The organism is Ruegeria sp. HKCCD7181 (assembly GCF_057221055.1).
This window is the reverse complement of sequence record NZ_JBWVBC010000011.1, coordinates 117,402-135,966: the sequence shown is the minus strand read 5'-3', so window position 1 is coordinate 135,966 and position 18,565 is coordinate 117,402. Positions and strand designations below refer to the sequence as shown.

The 18,565-nt window shown below is 58.8% G+C and carries 19 protein-coding genes and 1 pseudogene; 17 read left to right on the top strand and 3 right to left on the bottom strand.

Features of this window, described 5'->3' with window-relative positions:
* The first annotated feature begins 74 nt into the window (after positions 1–74).
* The 9 genes and pseudogenes from AC2TCY_RS19220 to AC2TCY_RS19180 all read left to right on the top strand — a co-directional run.
* The gene (locus tag AC2TCY_RS19220; protein WP_480849869.1) at positions 75–1,322 is read left to right on the top strand and encodes a cation:proton antiporter domain-containing protein; all 1,248 of its coding nucleotides are present in this window, start codon (positions 75–77) and stop codon (positions 1,320–1,322) included.
* 48 nt (positions 1,323–1,370) lie between these two features.
* On the top strand, positions 1,371–2,981 hold the full coding sequence (locus AC2TCY_RS19215; protein ID WP_480849867.1) for a glutamate synthase-related protein: 1,611 nt from the start codon (positions 1,371–1,373) through the stop codon (positions 2,979–2,981).
* Positions 2,978–3,355 carry a hypothetical protein gene (locus AC2TCY_RS19210; RefSeq protein WP_480849865.1) on the top strand — a complete coding sequence of 126 codons (378 nt, stop codon included), beginning with the start codon at positions 2,978–2,980 and terminating at the stop codon, positions 3,353–3,355. The genes AC2TCY_RS19215 and AC2TCY_RS19210 overlap by 4 nt, the downstream gene beginning before the upstream one ends.
* On the top strand, positions 3,352–4,398 hold the full coding sequence (locus tag AC2TCY_RS19205) for a Rieske 2Fe-2S domain-containing protein (protein WP_480849863.1): 1,047 nt from the start codon (positions 3,352–3,354) through the stop codon (positions 4,396–4,398). The genes AC2TCY_RS19210 and AC2TCY_RS19205 overlap by 4 nt, the downstream gene beginning before the upstream one ends.
* Positions 4,398–5,162: a hypothetical protein gene (locus tag AC2TCY_RS19200; RefSeq protein ID WP_480849861.1), complete on the top strand. Its 765-nt coding sequence runs from the start codon at positions 4,398–4,400 to the stop codon at positions 5,160–5,162. The genes AC2TCY_RS19205 and AC2TCY_RS19200 overlap by 1 nt, the downstream gene beginning before the upstream one ends.
* Entirely contained in the window at positions 5,159–5,425 is a 267-nt protein-coding gene (locus AC2TCY_RS19195; RefSeq protein WP_480849859.1) for a hypothetical protein, read from the top strand. The genes AC2TCY_RS19200 and AC2TCY_RS19195 overlap by 4 nt, the downstream gene beginning before the upstream one ends.
* Before the next feature lie 53 nt (positions 5,426–5,478).
* Complete coding sequence (locus AC2TCY_RS19190) at positions 5,479–7,461, top strand: thiamine pyrophosphate-binding protein (RefSeq protein ID WP_480849857.1); 1,983 nt, start codon at positions 5,479–5,481, stop codon at positions 7,459–7,461.
* Positions 7,462–7,547: 86 nt separating this feature from the next.
* Entirely contained in the window at positions 7,548–8,204 is a 657-nt protein-coding gene (locus AC2TCY_RS19185) for a hypothetical protein (protein WP_480849855.1), read from the top strand.
* A 169-nt stretch (positions 8,205–8,373) separates the two neighbouring features.
* A pseudogene (locus AC2TCY_RS19180) lies at positions 8,374–8,574 on the top strand (IS6 family transposase); the annotation flags it as partial.
* A gap of 123 nt (positions 8,575–8,697) precedes the next feature.
* Here the strand turns inward: AC2TCY_RS19180 and pcaQ are convergent.
* Positions 8,698–9,627 (bottom strand): pca operon transcription factor PcaQ, encoded by a 930-nt coding sequence (gene pcaQ, locus AC2TCY_RS19175; RefSeq protein WP_480849853.1) that lies wholly within the window; start codon positions 9,625–9,627, stop codon positions 8,698–8,700.
* Positions 9,628–9,727: 100 nt separating this feature from the next.
* Between pcaQ and pobA the strand changes: the two genes are divergently transcribed.
* From pobA to AC2TCY_RS19135, 8 genes are read left to right on the top strand one after another with little or no spacing between them, the layout of a single operon-like run.
* Complete coding sequence (gene pobA, locus AC2TCY_RS19170) at positions 9,728–10,897, top strand: 4-hydroxybenzoate 3-monooxygenase (RefSeq protein WP_480849851.1); 1,170 nt, start codon at positions 9,728–9,730, stop codon at positions 10,895–10,897.
* Positions 10,897–11,682 carry a 3-oxoadipate enol-lactonase gene (pcaD, locus tag AC2TCY_RS19165; protein WP_480849849.1) on the top strand — a complete coding sequence of 262 codons (786 nt, stop codon included), beginning with the start codon at positions 10,897–10,899 and terminating at the stop codon, positions 11,680–11,682. The genes pobA and pcaD overlap by 1 nt, the downstream gene beginning before the upstream one ends.
* Positions 11,679–12,056 (top strand): 4-carboxymuconolactone decarboxylase, encoded by a 378-nt coding sequence (pcaC, locus tag AC2TCY_RS19160; protein WP_480849848.1) that lies wholly within the window; start codon positions 11,679–11,681, stop codon positions 12,054–12,056. Before pcaD ends, pcaC begins: the two co-directional genes overlap by 4 nt.
* 45 nt (positions 12,057–12,101) lie before the next feature.
* Positions 12,102–12,830: a protocatechuate 3,4-dioxygenase subunit beta gene (gene pcaH, locus AC2TCY_RS19155; RefSeq protein ID WP_480849846.1), complete on the top strand. Its 729-nt coding sequence runs from the start codon at positions 12,102–12,104 to the stop codon at positions 12,828–12,830.
* Between the two features lie 2 nt (positions 12,831–12,832).
* Positions 12,833–13,453 carry a protocatechuate 3,4-dioxygenase subunit alpha gene (gene pcaG, locus AC2TCY_RS19150; protein WP_480849844.1) on the top strand — a complete coding sequence of 207 codons (621 nt, stop codon included), beginning with the start codon at positions 12,833–12,835 and terminating at the stop codon, positions 13,451–13,453.
* Positions 13,454–13,512: 59 nt separating this feature from the next.
* Positions 13,513–14,358 carry a 3-oxoadipate:acetyl-CoA acetyltransferase gene (locus tag AC2TCY_RS19145; protein WP_480849842.1) on the top strand — a complete coding sequence of 282 codons (846 nt, stop codon included), beginning with the start codon at positions 13,513–13,515 and terminating at the stop codon, positions 14,356–14,358.
* Entirely contained in the window at positions 14,355–15,173 is an 819-nt protein-coding gene (locus AC2TCY_RS19140) for a universal stress protein (RefSeq protein WP_480849840.1), read from the top strand. Before AC2TCY_RS19145 ends, AC2TCY_RS19140 begins: the two co-directional genes overlap by 4 nt.
* A 3-nt stretch (positions 15,174–15,176) precedes the next feature.
* On the top strand, positions 15,177–16,244 hold the full coding sequence (locus tag AC2TCY_RS19135; RefSeq protein ID WP_480849838.1) for a 3-carboxy-cis,cis-muconate cycloisomerase: 1,068 nt from the start codon (positions 15,177–15,179) through the stop codon (positions 16,242–16,244).
* A gap of 15 nt (positions 16,245–16,259) precedes the next feature.
* Here the strand turns inward: AC2TCY_RS19135 and AC2TCY_RS19130 are convergent, their stop codons facing one another.
* Both AC2TCY_RS19130 and AC2TCY_RS19125 read right to left on the bottom strand, forming a co-directional pair.
* Complete coding sequence (locus tag AC2TCY_RS19130; RefSeq protein ID WP_480849836.1) at positions 16,260–17,198, bottom strand: ketopantoate reductase family protein; 939 nt, start codon at positions 17,196–17,198, stop codon at positions 16,260–16,262.
* Positions 17,199–17,209: 11 nt separating this feature from the next.
* Entirely contained in the window at positions 17,210–18,565 is a 1,356-nt protein-coding gene (locus tag AC2TCY_RS19125; protein ID WP_480849834.1) for a TRAP transporter large permease, read from the bottom strand.

Genomic DNA, 18,565 nt, shown 5'->3' with positions numbered 1-18,565 from the left:
ACGCGCGGCAGCATCCAAGACGGCAACCGGGTCCGTTTTTCATCCCCGGTACAGGAAGCTGTGGAGGACAGAGCTTGTCAGGATTGATCATCGTCTGTTTCGTCACGGCGACTTATTGCCTACTGGCTGTCCGCCTGTCGCGCACGATTCTGACTGCGCCGATGCTGTTTCTGGCGATGGGTGTTGCGCTGTCGGAAACCGGGCTATTGCCGGCGGAGGGGATCGAGGAGCTTCTGCATCCGGTTGCCGAGGTCGCCCTGATCATTCTGCTGTTTCTCGATGCTGCCCAAACTAATCTCGGTTCGCTGAAGAAAAGGCACATCTGGCCGCAGCGGATGCTGCTGTTGGGGCTGCCGCTGGCAATCCTGATCGGGGCTTTGGCGGCTTGGGCAATTGTCCCGGGATGGTCGCTTTTGATGGCGGCGCTTGCTGCAGCGATTTTGTCACCGACCGACGCTGCACTGGGACAGCCTGTGGTCACCAACCCGGATGTCCCCCTGCGTCCGCGTCGGGCACTGATCGTTGAGAGCGGGTTGAACGACGGGCTTGCCCTTCCGGCGATCCTGTTATTGGCTGCGGTGGTCGCGCATGACATGACCCACAGCTCGACGGATTGGTTACTGTTCGTCACGAAACAAGTCGTGTTGGGTCCGCTCGCCGGTGCGGCTATAGGTCTTGCCGGAGGTTGGGCGCTTTTGCAGGCTAAAAGCCTGTCCTCGACCTCGGATGCTTATGAAGGGGTCGCTGCGATTGCGATGGCTGGCGCGGCATACCTTCTGGCCGGGCTTGTCGGCGGAAACGGATTTATTTCGGCCTTTGCCGCCGGGCTGTGCTTTGGCAACATCGTCAAAGGTCGGTGCAAATTCGTCTACGAATTCACAGAAGGCGACGGGCAAATCTTGGCCTGGGCCGCTTTTTTGCTGATTGGCGCAGGGCTTGTGCCCGAGGCGGTGGCGCATCTGACCTGGCCCATGATGGGCCTGATCCTTGCCAGCCTTTTTGTTGTGCGGCCACTGGCCATCTGGTTGTCATTGATTGGAACCGACGCTTCCTCAGTCACGCGGCTATTTTTTGGATGGTTCGGGCCGCGGGGTCTGGCGACCGCGCTGTTTGCGCTGCTGGTGCTGGAAACGCTGCCGCCTGAATTTCAAGACCACATTCTGCATCTGGCGATCAATACAGTCTGGATCAGCGCCGTGTTGCATGGGGTCACTGCAGCCCCTGCCGCGCGCTGGTACGGCCGGATGATTGCAGCACGCGGTGATTGTCCGGAAACACGGCCCGAGGCCGATACCGGAGAACCGATAAAAACCGGAACCTGAACACCACTCACCCAACGCCAGCCCAACAGCAAGTACAGGGAGAAACTCATGAACAAAGTATCAGTCGCCAATCTGGACGACCTGCCGGACCGAAAGCCCAAATACGCCCTGGTGGGCGAGGTCGATCTGGTCGTCGTGCGATTTGATGAGGAGGTGTCGGTATTCTACGGGCGCTGCCTGCATCGCGGGGCGTTGATGGCGGACGGGTTCGTGCGCGGCAACAACTTGATCTGCGGTGTGCACTATTGGGATTATCGGGTCGACAGCGGCGTGTCGGAATATGCCAATGACGAAGCATTGCCGAAATTTCAGTCCTGGGTCGAAAACGGCGAGGTCTGGGTTAATGAGGATGAAATCAATACCTGGGCGCAGGAAAACCCGCAGCCCTTCAAGCGGGACCAGTATCTGGGGCTCTATACCGATACCAGCCACGGCACCGAGGAAGAGCCCTATAACGGGCTGATCCAGCAATATGCCAAACAGGGGCTGACGAAGACCGGTCATCACGGTGCGGTGGAATCCATGGGGGTGCCGCGCACGCAACTGCCCGACTGGGACGATATCCAGATCCTGACCGCGCAGTTGCACAAAGCCCCGTTGCTGGATGACGACCCGGTTGGAACCGAAGTCGTTATCGGGCCTAACGCCAAGAAACCGCTAAAGTTGAAAATCCCGCTTTTCGTCTCTGACATGAGCTTTGGTGCGCTGTCGGAAACCGCCAAGGTCGCGCTGGCCATGGGGGCGGAAATGGCCGGAACCGGGATCTGTTCGGGTGAAGGCGGCATGCTGCCTGATGAACAGGCCGCCAACAGCCGGTATTTCTACGAGTTGGCCTCGGCCCGGTTCGGATTTTCCTGGGATAAGCTGCAAAATGTTCAGGCGTTCCATTTCAAAGGCGGGCAGGGGGCCAAGACCGGAACAGGTGGCCATCTTCCCGGCAACAAGGTCAAAGGAAAAATCGCCGAAGTGCGTGGCCTTGAACCCGGCCAGAGCGCAATTTCGCCGCCTCGGTTTCCAGAGTGGACTGAACCGGCCCAGATCCGGGAATTTGCCGATGAGGTGCGCGAGCGCACCGGAGGCATTCCGATCGGTTACAAGCTGTCGGCCCAGCATATCGAAAAGGATATCGAGGCCGCGCTGGAGGTGGGCGTCGACTATATCATCCTCGATGGCCGGGGCGGCGGCACCGGGGCGGCACCGATCATCTTCCGCGACAATATCTCGGTTCCCACCATCCCGGCGCTGGCACGGGCGCGTGCGCATCTTGACTGGCTGGACCGCCGCGATGTGACGCTTGTCATCACCGGGGGCCTGCGGAAACCGGCGGATTTCATCAAGGCCCTGGCGCTGGGTGCAGATGCGATTGCGGTGTCCAACGCGGCCATGCAATCGATCGGCTGCATTGCCATGCGCGCCTGCCACACCAACAATTGTCCCGTCGGCATCGCGACGCAGAAACCGCATCTTGTCAGCCGGTTGGTGGCGGAAAAGTCGGCCAGGCAACTGGCGAACTTTTTCGAGGCCTCGGTCGAGTTGATGCAGGTGATGGCCCGCGCCTGCGGTCACGATCACCTGTCGGGTTTCAACATCGACGATCTGACCGCCTGGAAGCGCGACCTAGCTGATCTGTCAGGCGTAACATACGGAGGCATGAAATGAGCGCCCCGGATGTCATAATCGCAGCCGTGCGATGGTGGTTTATCGCCGGGGGCGTGGTCGCCGCATTCTTTCTGACGATCGGAATCGACCGAATAGACGACGATGCACGAGGGGCCTACGTGTTTCGCCCGTTGCTGGTGCCCGGTGTTCTTTTGATTTGGCCCTTGGTTCTGTGGCGTTATTGGGTTTTGGCATCCGGTCGCGCGCAAGAAACGAGACGTTTTCGCGTCGTCCGCGCGGCTCATGGCAAGGTTGCTGTCCTCCTTGCCGTGGTGATCCTGCTGATCTTCGGGTTGGGTCTGAGCATGCGTCAGAGCTGGCCGGCCGATTACATGCCCGTACGTATTTCTGAAGCAGGGGGAGAAGGGCAGTGAGCGTCAAATACATCCCCGTTCAGTGGAATCGGAACAAGTGGATCTATGACGGTATCCTGCTGACTGGTGTTGCCACTTTCTTGTGGCTGTTTCTGAATGTCAGCCCCGCTTTGCTGGATCATGAACGCCAGATCAACCCGCAGATTCAAAACGCCCGTGCATTTGGAGCCTGCGCCTTTCTGATGCTCAGCGTGATCCTGTGCCTAGGGCCTTTGGCGCGGCTGGACCGACGGTTTTTGCCACTTCTCTACAACCGGCGCCATTTCGGGGTGATGACAGCCGCCGTTGCCCTGACCCATGCGGGATACGTTCTCAACTGGTATTTTGCGTTTTCGAATACCGGCAAATACCAAGCCCTGCTGTCTGCCAATACCAGCTATGGGCAGATTGTCGGATTCCCGTTCGAGATTTTCGGCGTCTTCGCTTTGATCTGCCTTTTGATTCTGGCGGCGACCAGTCATGATTTCTGGCTCAAGTTTCTAACTGCGCCGGTGTGGAAGCGTCTGCACTACTTGATCTATCCGGCATATGTGGCCGTAGTGGCGCATGTCAGCCTTGGTGTCTTGCAGGATCAGCAGAATCCCCTGTTCCCGGGTATCTTCCTAGTCTCTGCCCTGACCGTCGCCGTTTTGCATCTGTTGGCCTATCAGCACGAACGCCGAAACGGCGATGCCGTGGCTGCACTGGTTTCGGACGGCTGGGTTAAGATCTGTAATGCGTCCGAAATCCCGGAAGGCCGGGCAAGGATCGGAGTGCTGCCAAACGGGGATCGCGTTGCGATATTCCGGCATGAGGGCAAATTATCTGCCATTTCAAATGCCTGCGCACATCAAAACGGCCCGTTGGGAGAGGGCCGGATCATCAACTGCCTCGTGACCTGCCCGTGGCACGGGTTCCAGTACCGCGTTACCGATGGGCAATCTCCCGCGCCCTTTACCGAGAAAGTGCCGACCTATCGGATCACCGTAAAGGACGGTGCGGTCTTGGTTGACCCCGAGGCCAATCCCCCCGGCACATTTGTCGAACCTGCGGAGGTCGCGTAATGTCGGACAAGAAACAAGCTCCCTTCTTTGTTGGCTACCTGAAGGCCCCTAAGCAGCTGCGCCCGTTCCTGTTGGCAGCAGGTGCCGTACTCGTGGCTTTTCTGGCAGCGGCCGGGCTGAGCATCGGGGCCACGCAGGATGACCCCGGCCAGGGCGCGTTCCGGTTCGATTATGGACGGCAAACGGTGACCGGCGTGATCGAATTGCTGCCCTATCCGATCCTGCGGGTGACCGAAGGCAACGACAGGATCAAGGCGGGACATACGCTCATGCTGTCGGCACAGGGCAAATTCAGTCTTTTGAACAGAGTGTCCGGTCTGGACGGCAAGCTGGTGACGGTGTCCGGTATCATCCTGCAACGCGGAACGCTGGACATGATGCAACTCGCGGGTGGCGAACGGGGGTTGAAGCCCGCAAACGGATTTACGCCACCGCAAACGTCTGAATCTTTGGGGCGTTGGCGTCTGGCTGGCGAAATCTGCGATGGCAAGTGCCTTGCCGGGGCAATGCGACCGGGGCGGGGCATCGCGCACAAGGCCTGTGCCAACCTTTGCTTGCTGGGGGATATCCCGCCGGTCTTTGTTTCGACAAACCCCGTGGAAGGATCTGAGGTCCTGATGGTTGTCGAACAGAATGGCGGGACGTTGCCGGACACGATCTATGATTATGTAGCCAAGTACATTTCGGTTGAAGGCGAAGTCATTCGTCATGGCGATCTGTTGGTTCTCAAGATGGATTCCGGCACGGTTGAGGTGGTGAAATGAGGCGGCGTGTCATCTGGATGGTGGTCACAGTGCTTGTCGCTGTCACGCTACTTTATCTCTCACGGTTCTGGGTATTTGAGCTTTGGTCGCGGGATGGCCTGCTTGGAATAAAGGAGCTTCGCCCGCAAGGAGGCCTCCTAGCGCGCTGGTTGCAGGGGACGGCCTTCGCTCCGTTTGAGCTGCTGATCTGGATTTTGGCTGGCTTTCTTACCCTCACCGGGTTGCAGAAAATCTACGACCGGGTGGCCGACAAAAATGCCTGACACGACACGCGCGGCAACCGCCTCGCGCCAAGCAAACTGACAAGGAGAATACGATGCCCGATCAGGAACTGGACTGGATTTCGGTGGGCCATGTTGACGACCTGCCGGAAGGCCGGGTCAAGACCGTTACCGCACGTGCCACGTCGCTCTGTCTTGTTCATTTCGATGGCCAGTGGACGGCCATGGACAACCGCTGTCCACATCAGAACGGGCCGCTGGGTGAAGGCTCGATCGAAAAGGGCGTGGAAGGCAAGTGCTGGTTGCGCTGCCCCTGGCATGGTTGGGATTTCGATCCGCTGACCGGTGCCCCACCCGGCGGCCACGAAGATACCGGGCAAAAAACATTTCCGGTCGAGCTTCGGAACGGCGAGATCTTTGTCGGGCTCGAACCCGAGCCACCGCGTGAGCGGACCGTAACCGATGTCATGGTCGAGACGTTGACGAACTGGGGGCTGCAGTCGGTTTTCGGTATGGTGGGCCATTCCAATCTTGGCCTCTCGGATGCGATCCGGCTGGCCGTGGCGGATGGCAGGCTGCACTATTACGGCATTCGCCACGAGGGGGCCGCCGCCTTTGCCGCGTCGGCCTATGGCAAACTGACCGGTAAACCCGCCGCCTGCCTGACAATCGCGGGGCCCGGGGCCACCAACCTGATCACCGGCATGTGGGACGCCAAGGTAGATCGCGCTCCGGTATTGGCTCTGACGGGGCAGGTCCAAACTCAGGTCATGGGCCCCGGCGCGTTTCAGGATATCGACCTGCGGTCGGCCTTTCAGGCAGTTGCCCGTTTCTCGCAACCGGTTCTGGGCAGTTCGAACCATGCAGAGCTGGCTGCGCTGGCCTGCAAGAACGCGATTGTCGAACAGGATGTCGCGCACCTGATCTTCCCCGACGACGTGCAAACCAAGCCGTCGGACCAGCCTGCAGCCCAGCCTGCGGGCCGGTTGACCAGGGCTGACATTTCTCCTGACCCCCTGGATCTGAAAATGGCCGCTCAGATGATCGCAGAGGCCCGCCGCCCGATCATCATCGTGGGTCACGGGGCCTTCGGCGTGCGCGACCGGGTGGCGGAACTGGCGGAACGGCTGGGCGCGCCGGTTCTGACCACCTTCAAGGCCAAGGGTCTGGTGCCTGACGACCACCCCAACGCCGCAGGTGCTCTGGGGCGTTCCGGTACACCGATCGCAAGCTGGTTCATGAACGAGGCGAATCTGATCATCGCACTTGGAACCAGCTTTTCCAACCACACCGGTATTGCGCCTTCGAAACGGATCATTCAGGTGGATTACGACCGGATGCAACTGGGCAAGTTCCACCCGGTGTCTCTACCTGTCTGGGGTGACGTGGGTGCGTTTTGTGCGGCAATCGAGGATCGCGCAACGCGCAATCCCGAGGCGCCGGACCAGATTGCCGAACTGGCGGACCGCTGGCGCATCTGGCGGGCCGAAAAGCAAAGCAGACTGGCCGAGATGCGAGAGGGAGGTGGCCTGCACTCCTTCGCCATTTTCGACGCTCTGTCGACCCTTGCGCCAAAGGATGCGATCTTTGCCGTCGATGTGGGCAACAACACCTACTCTTTCGGACGCTACCTTGAGACCAAGGGCACGCAACGGGTGTTGATGTCGGGGTATCTGGGTTCGATCGGTTTCGGCTTTCCAGCCGCGATGGGGGCCTGGGCCGCCACTCAGGACATCGAGGCACTCAGGGGGCGCAAAGTAATTTCGGTATCGGGCGATGGTGGCTTTGGCCAGTACCCGATGGATTTCACCACAGCGGTCAAATACGGCATGGATATCACCCATATCCTTCTGCACAACGGTGAGCTGGGAAAAATCTCGAAAGAACAGCGGGCCGGCGAGTGGCCGGTCTGGGAGACCAATCTGGTAAACCCCTCCTTCGCAGCCTTTGCCCGCCTGTGCGGCGGTCACGGTAACAAGATAACCAGCGCCGAAGATATCGAGGTCGCAATTGGCGCGGCTCTCGATGTCAAAGGACCGTCTCTGGTTGAATTCATGACCGACGCCGACTTGGTCTGACAACAGGTCTCTTTGTCGGATAGGCATCCGGCAAAAAGCTCTGAAATACACTCAATCAAGGGTGGATCCAAACCCGGAGACCTAAAATGATCGCTGCACTGACCTTGCTACTTCTGCTGGCCCTGTCAATGTCCGTTGTACGGGTCGGCAGCACGGCCCTGAGGCTAACAGGAATGGAACAGAACGCGGCCCGATTCCAAGCCCTTTCAGCCTTTTCGGGCACCGGCTTCACAACCTCGGAATCCGAAGAACTGATGCGTCATCCCATGCGTCGCAAGGTCTTGGTATTGCTTATAATCATCGGCAACCTCGGTGTTGTGACAGTTCTGTCCACCGTTGTTCTCGGACTGCTACGTGCGGATGACGGATCAGAAACTCTGACAATATTCTATATGGCGTTGGCTGTTATGGTGATCTGCTTTCTTGCTGTTAGCAAACGGCTCGATCAATCCATGTGTGCTCTCGTCGAAAAAGGACTTGTGCTGCTTGGATGGGACCACGGTGCCGGCTCTGTACTCATCGTAGAAATGCCCAGCGGCGACCAACTGATCGAACACCGCTTTCCCGGCACCGAGACTGTCTCGCTGAAGACAGTCAGTATTGCCTTTCCAGAATTAACAATCCTGCGGATTAACGGGGCTGAGCCGTCTGGAAAAGCAAGAATAAGTCCCGGTGACGTCTTACTGTGCTTTGCGCATCGTTCGATCCTCGCAGGTCTCTCAGGCAAGATGGTCGATTTGTAGCACGCCGGTAGCGAGCGGCATCCAAAAGCGATGATTGCGGAAATGCGGTACCGCCAAGTTGTTGGCGTGGCGGTATGATGTTGCGGTGAGTTGATAGCGGCCAGGGCGGAAGACCAGGTTGATCAGGTCATGTGCGGATAGAAACCACTGAGCCTGCCGGTGAGATTTGAACCGGCCGACCCGAAAGCGAGAAAAGATGATGGGTCGGTTCAAGTCACCACGCCAGGCGCAACGATTTCGCGTCGCCCACGACCAAATCAGTACGATCTTTCGTCCCCGCCGCTATCGCCTTTCCGCTCTCTCCTACCGCCATGCCAGAGCCGACGCGTTCAAGCTGTGGGAAGGTTATGCTGCGGAACTATCGGCCTGATTGTGCGGTCTCACGCATATTCCATTCCATGTCAGATAACGTGGCAATGCCCTAAATACTATTAGTTGGGCTGCTTAAATGCCTAGACCCTAACCTGTGTGCTTTTGCAGGCGAATCAATGGTTCAGGGATCGTTTACAGCCGAATTGAGTTTCTCCATGGCTTGCCGGATTGCGATCTGGAATATTTGGGCCTGTGGTGTGGGCGCGGACTCCGCGCGCTGCATCAATCCGACAGCGCCTTTTGTCACGCTGGTATCAAACGGAAGCACCACCAGCCGCCCGTCCGCGATCTCGTTTGCGACGACACCTGCTGAAATGATCCAGATCGCATCGGATTGACGGGTGTAAATCCGCCCGAACGCGCCAGAAACCGTTTCCAGCTTGTTCGGGATATCTCCGATCCCGTTGCTGATCAGATATCGATCCACAAGTGGCCGGATGGCCGAGCCTTCTGGCGGAAAGATGACTTTCCATTGCGAAATCCGTTGCAGTTCCGGTTTCTTGAGCAGCGGGTGTCCCGCGCGCACCACAAACTCGACCTTCTCCTCATAAAGTTGAGTAAACGAAATCCCCTGCATGGTATCCGGACGTCCCAATCGACCGATCACAAGATCCAGTCCGCCGACCCGAAGCCGCTCCATCAAATGACCGTGCGAGCCGTCCAAAATCCGCAGCTCGGTATTTGGTGCAAGTTCTTCGAATTCCCTGGCCACCGTCGGCATCAAACGTGCAGCCACCGAAGGCAATGCGCCAACCGTCAACCGGACTTTTCCCGTTGAGCCGATTTGTTCTATCCCCGTCAACGCCTGCTGCAAAGAAGCCAGGGACATTTCCGCAAAATGCAGGAATACTTCTCCCTGCTTAGTCAGGAATACGCCGGAACGGTTGCGGATCAGTAGTTCTGCGCTCAAAATATCCTCCAATTCCTTGAGAGTTTTTGAAATCGCAGGCTGGGTCAGAAACAGCTTCTCGGCTGCCTTTTTCAGGCTTTTCTGGCGACATATTTCGACAAAACACTGAATGTGGCGGAACTTGATACGGCGGTCGATCATTTAGTTTCCTAATTAGGTATCTAAGTTGCACGATATGTCATTTTACTTAGCGGATATTGGCAATCAATATAAGACTGAACATCAGTTAGAGGACGGAATCATGCGCACTCAGGTTGCAATCATCGGCGGAGGTCCTTCGGGGCTGTTGCTCAGCCAGCTTCTGCACCGCAAAGGCATCGACACTGTCGTTCTGGAGCGCAAAACGCGGGAGTATGTGCTGGGTCGCATCCGTGCGGGCATACTTGAGGTTGGATTTGTCGAGTTGATGCGCGAGGCCGGAGTATCGGAGCGGATGGACAAGGAGTGCTTTGTTCATGACGGCACTGTCGTTTCTTTCGGCAACGAACAGTTCGACATCAATTTCAAGGACCTGACCGGATCGCATGTGGTAGTCTATGGTCAAACCGAGGTAACCCGCGACCTGTATGACGCACGCGAAGCGATGGGCGGCAACATCGTATTTAACACGGAAAATGTGGTTATTCACGATGCCGACAGCGACGCACCTTACGTGACTTACACCGTGGATGGCACCGAACACCGGATCGACTGTGATTACGTTGCGGGTTGCGACGGGTTCCACGGGGTCAGCCGTCAGACAATCCCACTGACTGTGCGCAGGGAATATGAAAAACTGTATCCGTTCGGCTGGCTCGGCATCCTTTCGGAAACACCGCCGGTGCATGACGAACTGATCTATTCCAGCTCCGAGCGAGGTTTTGCTCTGTGCTCGATGCGCAACGACAATCTGAGCCGCTATTACATCCAGTGCTCGCTGTCGGACAGCCCAGAAGACTGGACCGACCACGCCTTCTGGACCGAACTAAAGCGGCGTATCCCCGAAGAGGCCGCCGAGCGTCTGGTTACCGGCCCGTCGATCGAGAAGTCCATTGCGCCGCTGCGCTCTTTCGTGACCGAACCGATGCGCTGGGGTCGGTTGTTCCTGTGTGGCGATGCCGCCCATATCGTGCCACCGACCGGTGCCAAAGGGTTGAACACCGCCGCAAGCGACATTCACTATCTCTATAACGGGCTGGTACAATTCTATCAGGATGGCAACAGCGACGGCATCGACCAGTACTCGGAAAAGGCGTTGGCGCGCATTTGGAAGGCCGAGCGGTTCAGCTGGTGGATGACTAACCTGCTGCATCGCTTTCCTGATCAAAGCGCCTTCGATCTGAAGATGCAGCGCGCTGATATTGAATTCCTGCGCTCCAACCGCGATGCACAGAGCGTCATGGCGCAGAACTATGTAGGTCTGCCCTACTGATGCAGATGGCCGCACTCGATAAGGTGCAGTTGCACTGGCGTGAGGATGGCGACGCAGATGGATTTCCTATTGTGTTCGCCAATTCGCTGGGCACCGATCTTCGGCTGTGGGACAAGGTTGTTCCGCTGCTGCCGCGAGGCTTGCGGCTGATCCGGTTTGACATGCGGGGGCATGGCCTCTCGTCCTGCCCGCCTGATCCATACACGCTGGAAGACCTTGCCGACGACACCGAACAATTGCTGAATCTATTGGAAATCGAGACATGCGCCTTTGTGGGCCTTTCTATCGGTGGCATGATCGGTCAGATTCTGGCAGCGCGGCGACCCGGCCTGATCCGTGCGATGGTACTGTCGAATACCGCCGCGCAAATGGGAACAGCGCAGATGTGGACCGACCGGATCGCCGCCATCGAGGCAGGTGGTATCACCGCTCTGGCCGATCCGATTATGGAGCGATGGTTCGCCCCGACGTTTCGACAGTCGGAAGAGGCCGCGGTTTGGCGAAACATGCTGATCCGGACCCCGCATCACGGCTATCTGGGCTGCTGTCACGCCATTGCGGGCGCCGATCTGACCAAGACGACCGCCACTCTGCGCTTGCCGGTGCTGGGTATTGGCGGAAGCGAGGACGGGGCCAGCCCGACACAGCTTGTCCAAGACACGGCGGCATTGATTCCGGGCAGCCGTTTTACCGAAATCGACGGGGTGGGCCACCTGCCTTGCGTGGAAAAACCAGAAGAATACGCCGCAATTCTAACGGCCTTCCTGAGGGATACAGTGAGATGACAGAGCGTTACGAGACCGGTATGGAAGTTCGCCGCAAGGTGCTGGGTGATACTCATGTGGACCAGGCCGAAGCCACTAGGACCGAGCTGGACACCCCGTTTCAGCAACTGATCACCGAAAGCGCATGGGGCACCGTCTGGGCCTCGGACAGGATCAGCGACCGCGAACGCTCGATGCTGACACTGGCGCTGCTGGCCGCACTTGGCAATTTTGAGGAAATCCCGATGCATATCCGCGCAACGGCCAACACCGGCGCCAGCAAGCAGGACGTGCTGGAAGCGTTTCAGCATGTTGCCGTCTATGCCGGTGTTCCCCGCGCCAACTACGCGCTGAAACTGGCCAAGCAGACATACGCCGAAATGGAACAGGACTAACACCGGAAAACGCGCACGATCCCGGACCGAAAAGGAGACCCGCCCATGCTCGCACAAGGCGAATTCTACCAAAGAGACCGCGACAGGCATCCGCCCGCTCTGGCGCGAGACTACAAGACGTCCGTATCACGGTCGCCGCAATATTCACTGATCTCGCTGCAAAACTCGGCCAGCGAAATCACCGGGCCCGTCTTTGGCCACAACGATGTCGACCCTTTGGACAACGACCTGATTTACAACTACGCCCAGCCCGAGCAGAGCGCTATCGGTGAACGGATCATCCTGCATGGCAGGGTACTCGATGAAAACGCCCGTCCGATGTCGAATACTCTGGTCGAGATATGGCAGGCCAACGCCGGAGGCCGCTACCGCCATAAGAAAGACACCTATCTGGCCCCCATCGACCCGAATTTCGGCGGTTGTGGGCGGACACTTACGGATGAAAACGGCTATTTCTTCTTCCGCACGGTCAAGCCGGGCGCCTATCCTTGGCGCAACTATGTCAACAGCTGGCGGCCGGCGCATATCCACGTCTCGGTCTTTGGTACAGCTTTTGCTCAACGCCTGATTACCCAGTGCTATTTCGAGGGCGATCCACTGATCCCGAAATGCCCGATCGTCAACACGATCCCCGACCCCGAGGCGATCGAGCAATTGGTGGCGCGGCTTGACATGAACGCGACCATCCCGCTCGACACAATTGCCTACAAGTTCGACATCGTGCTGCGCGGGCGCCGGTCCACCCTGTTTGAAAACCGTCTGGAGGGGAACTGATCATGGCACAGGAACTTCACTATCTCAAAGAAACTCCTTCACAGACTGCCGGGCCCTACGTCCATATCGGGCTGGCCCCCGGTGCTGCGGGATTTGATATCTACGCGCAGGAACTTGGCTGGGACATCGCCGGTCCCAATGCCAGGGGCGAGCGTATTCGGGTCGAGGGGCTGGTGGTCGACGGCACCGGATCTCCGGTCAAGGACGTGCTTCTGGAGGCGTGGCAGGCCAATGCCGACGGAATCTATGCGCATCCCGAACGTAGCGGTGACGTGGAAGAGGGCTTTCGCGGCTGGGGCCGTGTAATCACCAATTTCGAAACCGGCGAGTGGGGGTTTGACACTGTCAAACCCGGGCCGGTTATGGGGCGTTCCGGCAAGCTGATGGCGCCGCATATCAATCTGTGGGTTGTGGCACGCGGTATCAATGTGGGCCTGAACACGCGGCTTTACTTCGAAGATGAGACCGAAGCCAATGCTCAGGACCCGGTCATCAACCTGATCGAATGGGAACGCCGCCGCGCCACACTGATCGCGAAACGAGGCGAGCGGGACGGTCAGATCGTCTATCGTTTCGACATCCGGCTTCAGGGTGAGGATGAAACGGTCTTCTTTGACATCTAAGGCCCCAACCGTCCGGGCCTGACCCGGGCGGTTTTCGTACTTCTTTGAGGAATTTCAAGATGACCAAACCCTGCATCATCTGCGTTGCGATCACTGGATCCCTGCCCACCAGAGAAAACAACCCGGCGGTGCCGATAACCGTCACCGAACAGATCGAAAGCACGCATGCAGCGTTCGAAGCCGGCGCTTCCATCGCACATTGCCATGTGCGCAACGACGACCAGACGCCCAGCTCGGACCCCGAGAAATTCGCCCGCCTCAAGGAAGGGCTTGAAAAACACTGCCCCGGCATGATCGTGCAATTTTCCACCGGCGGTCGATCTGGTGCCGGTCAGGCCCGCGGCGGCATGCTGCCTCTGGCGCCTGACATGGCATCGCTGTCAGTTGGCTCGAACAACTTCCCGACCCGTGTCTATGAGAACCCGCCCGATCTGGTGGACTGGCTGGCCGGAGAGATGCAGAGCCACGGGGTGAAGCCAGAAATCGAGGCTTTTGACCTCAGCCATATCCATCAGGCCGTGGCGATGAACCGGGATGGGCGGATTTCCGGAAAGCTCTATGTCCAGTTCGTGATGGGTGTAAAGAACGCGATGCCGGTGGATCGCGACGTCTTTGATTATTACATCCGAACGATGGAACGTCTGGCCCCTGATGCCGAATGGTGCGCCGCAGGGATCGGACGGCATCAGCTGACTGTCAACGAGTGGTGCATCGCCTCTGGTGGACACACCCGCACCGGGCTGGAAGACAACGTGCGCCTCGACCGCGATACACTTGCCCCCTCAAACGCGGCGCTGGTGCAACGCGCGGTGGAGCTTTGCGAGAAATACGAACGTCCGGTAGCGACCTGGCAACAGGCGCGCGATATACTGGACCTGAAACCGGCAACCGGAGACAGCCGATGACCACGCGAAACATCCTTTGCGCCTATAGCGGCGAAGAGGCCGGGCTGAACACCCTCGACTATGCGCTCAAGATCGTCCGTCACCACGACGGCTGGCTGACTGGCGTCGTACATCACGGACAGCCGATCTTGGAATCCCGGTTTGCCGGGCAGTTGCCAAAAGAGGTCATCGACACCCTGCACGAGGCGGATGCCGAGCGGGTTCGGGAAATCTCGACCGTGTTCAACCGCGAGGTCGAACGCGCCGGATTTGCCGAGAGGGCAGAATTCGTGGAGGTTGACAACATCTCGGAGTTTGCGCTCAGCAAGTTTGCACGCAGCTTTGACCTGATCGTGACCGGTGTTCAGACCGACAACACGCAAGAGGCACATCTGGCCGCCAATCCGGACTTACTTGCCCTGCGCAGCGGTCGCCCGGTTTTGGTGATCCCAGATGAATACAAAAGCGACACTCTGGCCAGCCATGCAGTCGTCGCATGGGACGGCAAACGCTCTGCCGCGCGTGCTATGGGCGACGCGATGCCGGTGCTGGAGGAAAAGGCCAAAGTGACCATCCTGTCGGTCGGCAAAGTAGCGCCCGAAGGAATGGACCGCGTGCTACTGAATCTAAAGCGACATGGGATTGATGCTGAGACAATCGTGAAACCGCGCCATCACTCCATCGGGCAGACCATTCTTGAAACAGTATCGGAACTGAACGCGCAGCTGATTGTCATGGGCGCATACGAGCACAGCAAGTTCAGCCACGACTTGTTTGGGGGGGCGACGACAGACGTGATGGGAAAAGCGAAAGTCCCTGTGTTCATGTCGCATTAAGCCATGACAGCAGACGTGTTTTTCCACCCTTGGTTGAGCGGATTATTCGGTGATCCCGAAACGGCGGATCTGATATCGCCACAGGCCCAACTGACCCATATGCAACGGGTCGAAGCGGCACACTCCCGAGCACTAGGAGAGTTCGGGGCGGTTACGCAGGAACAGGCCCGGATGGCAGCGGATGCCATCGATGCGGCACCGGTTGCGATGTCGGTACTGCGCGACGGTACGGCACGGGATGGCGTGGTCGTGCCCGCTCTGGTTCGCGCCCTAAAAAGGGTAATACCCCCAGAGGCCCACGACGCTGTTCATGCGGGTCTGACTTCGCAGGACATAATCGACACTGCTCTGGTGCTATCGTTGCGAGACGTGTGCGAACTGTTTCGCACACGATTGGACATCCTCGCGCAGGATTTGCAGCGTCTGAGCAACACCCAAGGCCTGAACAGCCTGACCGGCCGAACCCGCATGCAGGCGGCTCTGCCGATCACGGCCGCCGACCGACTGCGCGTCTGGTCCGACCCTTTGATCCTGCATGTCGAACGTCTCGATCAACTGAGGCCCCGGCTGTTGCAGCTGCAACTGGGCGGGGCTGCCGGGGATCGTAAAGCCCTTGGCCACTTTGCCGGGAAAGTAAGCGCTTTTATGGCGCACGCACTACAACTTGAAAACCCCTCTGACTGCTGGCATTCAAACCGCGAGTCGGTGGCCGAGTTTGCGAGCTGGCTGTCGCTGGTATCGGGCACGCTGGGCAAATTGGGGCAGGACGTTGCGCTGATGGCCCAACAGGGGGTGGATGAAGTGGCGCTGAGCGGCGGCGGCGGCTCTTCGGCTATGCCGCATAAACAGAACCCGGTTCTTGCAGAACTCTTAGTGTCTTTGGCCCGGTACAACGCGACACAGCTGACCGGAATGCATCAGGCGCTGGTGCATGAACAAGAGCGATCAGGTGTGGCCTGGACGCTGGAATGGATGATCCTCCCTCAGATGATCATGGCAACTGGCCGTTCCCTGACCGCGGCCCGCGAACTGGCGCAGCGGATCGAACGGATCGGCGACCCGAAGGGATAAGCTCAGGTTGAGCGTTCAGCCGCCGGACTGGTTCCTGCGGAATCTCACTGAATCCTCCATCAGTCGGATCAGATCGGCAGCGGTCCGGTTCGCCGGTGTGGCGATGCCGAGTTTGTCGCCCATCGCGGCAACCGCGCCGTTCAGAGCATCGACCTCAGTCGGACGCCCGCCATTGCGGTCCTGCAACATTGACGGTTCATGGTGCAAGTGATGCGCATAGGCATGCGCCATAAGCGCCTCAACGCGCTCCAGACTGGCTGCCACCGCCGAACCCCGCGCAACAGCTACCGCCTCTGCCGCCACGCGGCTGGCCAGGGCGCGCCCGGTGGCGGAACTGCCGATGGAACCCGGGGTCGCGTTGGACAGCGCGCACAACGCGTTCATGGCGCAATTGAAAGCCGCCTTTTCCCAGATCGCCACCTGAATATCCGGGTCTGGTGCAGCTTCGATCCCCCCTCGCTGCATGGCTTCGGCCAGCGCATGCAGCAGCGGTCGGTCCTGGCCATCCAGCGCATGAAACGCCGACTTTGCAGGCCCGTGGGATTCGACGCGACCCGGGCCTAGAAACTCTGCAGGAGTCATCGTCATCCCCAGCAGAATGTGGTCCCGCGGCACATGGGCGGCAATGCGTTCCGCATTACCGATCCCGTTTTGCAGACTCAGCACAGTCGCATGTTGCAACAGCCCGGCCACAGAAGTCAGAGCCGCCTCTGTGTGGAAAACCTTGGTGAACAGCAGGACCACGTCTGTCGGCCCGTCAAAGGCGTCGGGCCGCATGGCCGGAAGGCGCAAGGTATGCGTGCCGTCATCCAGATTGACCTGCAACCCATCCCGATTGATGGCATCAAGGTGCGCTTCGTTGACATCCAGCAGTGTCACTTCTGCTCCGCCCCGCGCGAGGCGGGCGCCAAAAACCGAGCCCATGGCGCCCGCACCCAGTACAGCAATTTTCAAATTGTCACTCCCTAACCAGCGAGAACTCGCGGCAACCACAAAGTCAGCGCCGGGAACAGGATCAGGAAACCAACCCGCACAACTTCGGCCCCGAAAAAGGGCAGGACGCCAATAAATGTCTCACGCATCGGAACGTCGCGGGCCTGCGCCGAGATTATGAACACGTTCATCCCCACCGGCGGCGTGATCAGGCCAAGTTCCACCACTATGAGCGCTAATATCCCGAACCAGATCTTCAGGTCCTCGGTATCCATGCCAAAGGGCGACATTTCGGCAGTGGCGTAATCACCACCGTTCATCTCGACCAGCACTGGCCAGAAGAATGGCATCGCCAGCAGGATCATCGACAGGCTGTCCATCAGACAGCCCAACACGATCAGTGCCAGCAGAAGGATCAGCAACGTCGTCATCGGCGCCAGCCCAGACGCTGCCATGAATTCGGCCATCGCCTGTGGGACACCGCCGCGAGACATGAAGATCTTGAGAAGTTCCGCCCCAAGCAGGATCAGATAAATCATCCCCGCGGTTCGCGCGGTTTCCAGTAGCGCCTCGCGGCTGTCCAACCATGACAGTTTGCGTCGCAACAGGCCAAAGATCGTCACCATCACGACGCCGACAGCTGCCGCCGGAGTCGGATTGAAAAAGCCTAGATAGATACCTCCGATCACTACGCCAAAGACCAAACCCACCGGCAGAACGTTCAGTGTGGCGGTGATGAATTCTTCGCGCGAAGCCTTTTCGCCTCGGGGCCCCGCGTTGGGCCAGACCATTACGTAGATCAGGATGGTCAGGATGAAGAACAGGACGGCGATCAGTCCGGGGATCAAAGCCGCCATGAACATCGTGACCACGTTGGCCTCGACAATAATCGCATAAACAATCAGCACCACCGAGGGCGGGATCAAGATGCCCAGAACGCCGCCCGCTGCAATTGTGCCGGTACCCAGACGAGAGGAGTACTTGTACCGTTTCAGTTCGGGCAGCGCGACGCGGCCCATAGTCGATGCCGTAGCCAGCGACGAGCCGCAAACAGCCCCGAACCCTGCACAGGCCGCGATCGCAGACATGGCCACCCCGCCGCGCATCCAGCCCAGCCAGGCATTCGCGGCCCGAAACAGATCGGCGCTGAGCCCAGAACGTGAGGCGACCGCGCCCATCAGTACGAACAATGGTACAACCGACAGATCGTAAACCGAGAACTGCCCGTACGCGAGGTCCTTGAGCTGGCTCATGACGATCATCGGGCCATTGAGGATGGCGATGCCAACCCCACCTACGGCGATCATTGCATAGGCAATGGGCAGCCGGATCGCGATCAGAAAAATCAGGGCCCCGAGGCCCAGCATGCCAATGGTGATGCTGTCCAT

Bases quoted from the DNA above. Each gene is read 5' to 3' on its own strand.
- AC2TCY_RS19215 (WP_480849867.1), top strand. From the start codon at position 1,371: ATGAACAAAGTATCAGTCGCCAATCTGGACGACCTGCCGGACCGAAAG.
- AC2TCY_RS19210 (WP_480849865.1), top strand. From the start codon at position 2,978: ATGAGCGCCCCGGATGTCATAATCGCAGCCGTGCGATGGTGGTTTATC.
- AC2TCY_RS19200 (WP_480849861.1), top strand. From the start codon at position 4,398: ATGTCGGACAAGAAACAAGCTCCCTTCTTTGTTGGCTACCTGAAGGCC.
- AC2TCY_RS19195 (WP_480849859.1), top strand. From the start codon at position 5,159: ATGAGGCGGCGTGTCATCTGGATGGTGGTCACAGTGCTTGTCGCTGTC.
- AC2TCY_RS19190 (WP_480849857.1), top strand. From the start codon at position 5,479: ATGCCCGATCAGGAACTGGACTGGATTTCGGTGGGCCATGTTGACGAC.
- AC2TCY_RS19185 (WP_480849855.1), top strand. From the start codon at position 7,548: ATGATCGCTGCACTGACCTTGCTACTTCTGCTGGCCCTGTCAATGTCC.
- pcaQ (WP_480849853.1), bottom strand. From the start codon at position 9,627: ATGATCGACCGCCGTATCAAGTTCCGCCACATTCAGTGTTTTGTCGAA.
- pobA (WP_480849851.1), top strand. From the start codon at position 9,728: ATGCGCACTCAGGTTGCAATCATCGGCGGAGGTCCTTCGGGGCTGTTG.
- pcaD (WP_480849849.1), top strand. From the start codon at position 10,897: ATGCAGATGGCCGCACTCGATAAGGTGCAGTTGCACTGGCGTGAGGAT.
- pcaC (WP_480849848.1), top strand. From the start codon at position 11,679: ATGACAGAGCGTTACGAGACCGGTATGGAAGTTCGCCGCAAGGTGCTG.
- pcaH (WP_480849846.1), top strand. From the start codon at position 12,102: ATGCTCGCACAAGGCGAATTCTACCAAAGAGACCGCGACAGGCATCCG.
- pcaG (WP_480849844.1), top strand. From the start codon at position 12,833: ATGGCACAGGAACTTCACTATCTCAAAGAAACTCCTTCACAGACTGCC.
- AC2TCY_RS19145 (WP_480849842.1), top strand. From the start codon at position 13,513: ATGACCAAACCCTGCATCATCTGCGTTGCGATCACTGGATCCCTGCCC.
- AC2TCY_RS19140 (WP_480849840.1), top strand. From the start codon at position 14,355: ATGACCACGCGAAACATCCTTTGCGCCTATAGCGGCGAAGAGGCCGGG.
- AC2TCY_RS19135 (WP_480849838.1), top strand. From the start codon at position 15,177: ATGACAGCAGACGTGTTTTTCCACCCTTGGTTGAGCGGATTATTCGGT.
- AC2TCY_RS19125 (WP_480849834.1), bottom strand. From the start codon at position 18,565: ATGGACAGCATCACCATTGGCATGCTGGGCCTCGGGGCCCTGATTTTT.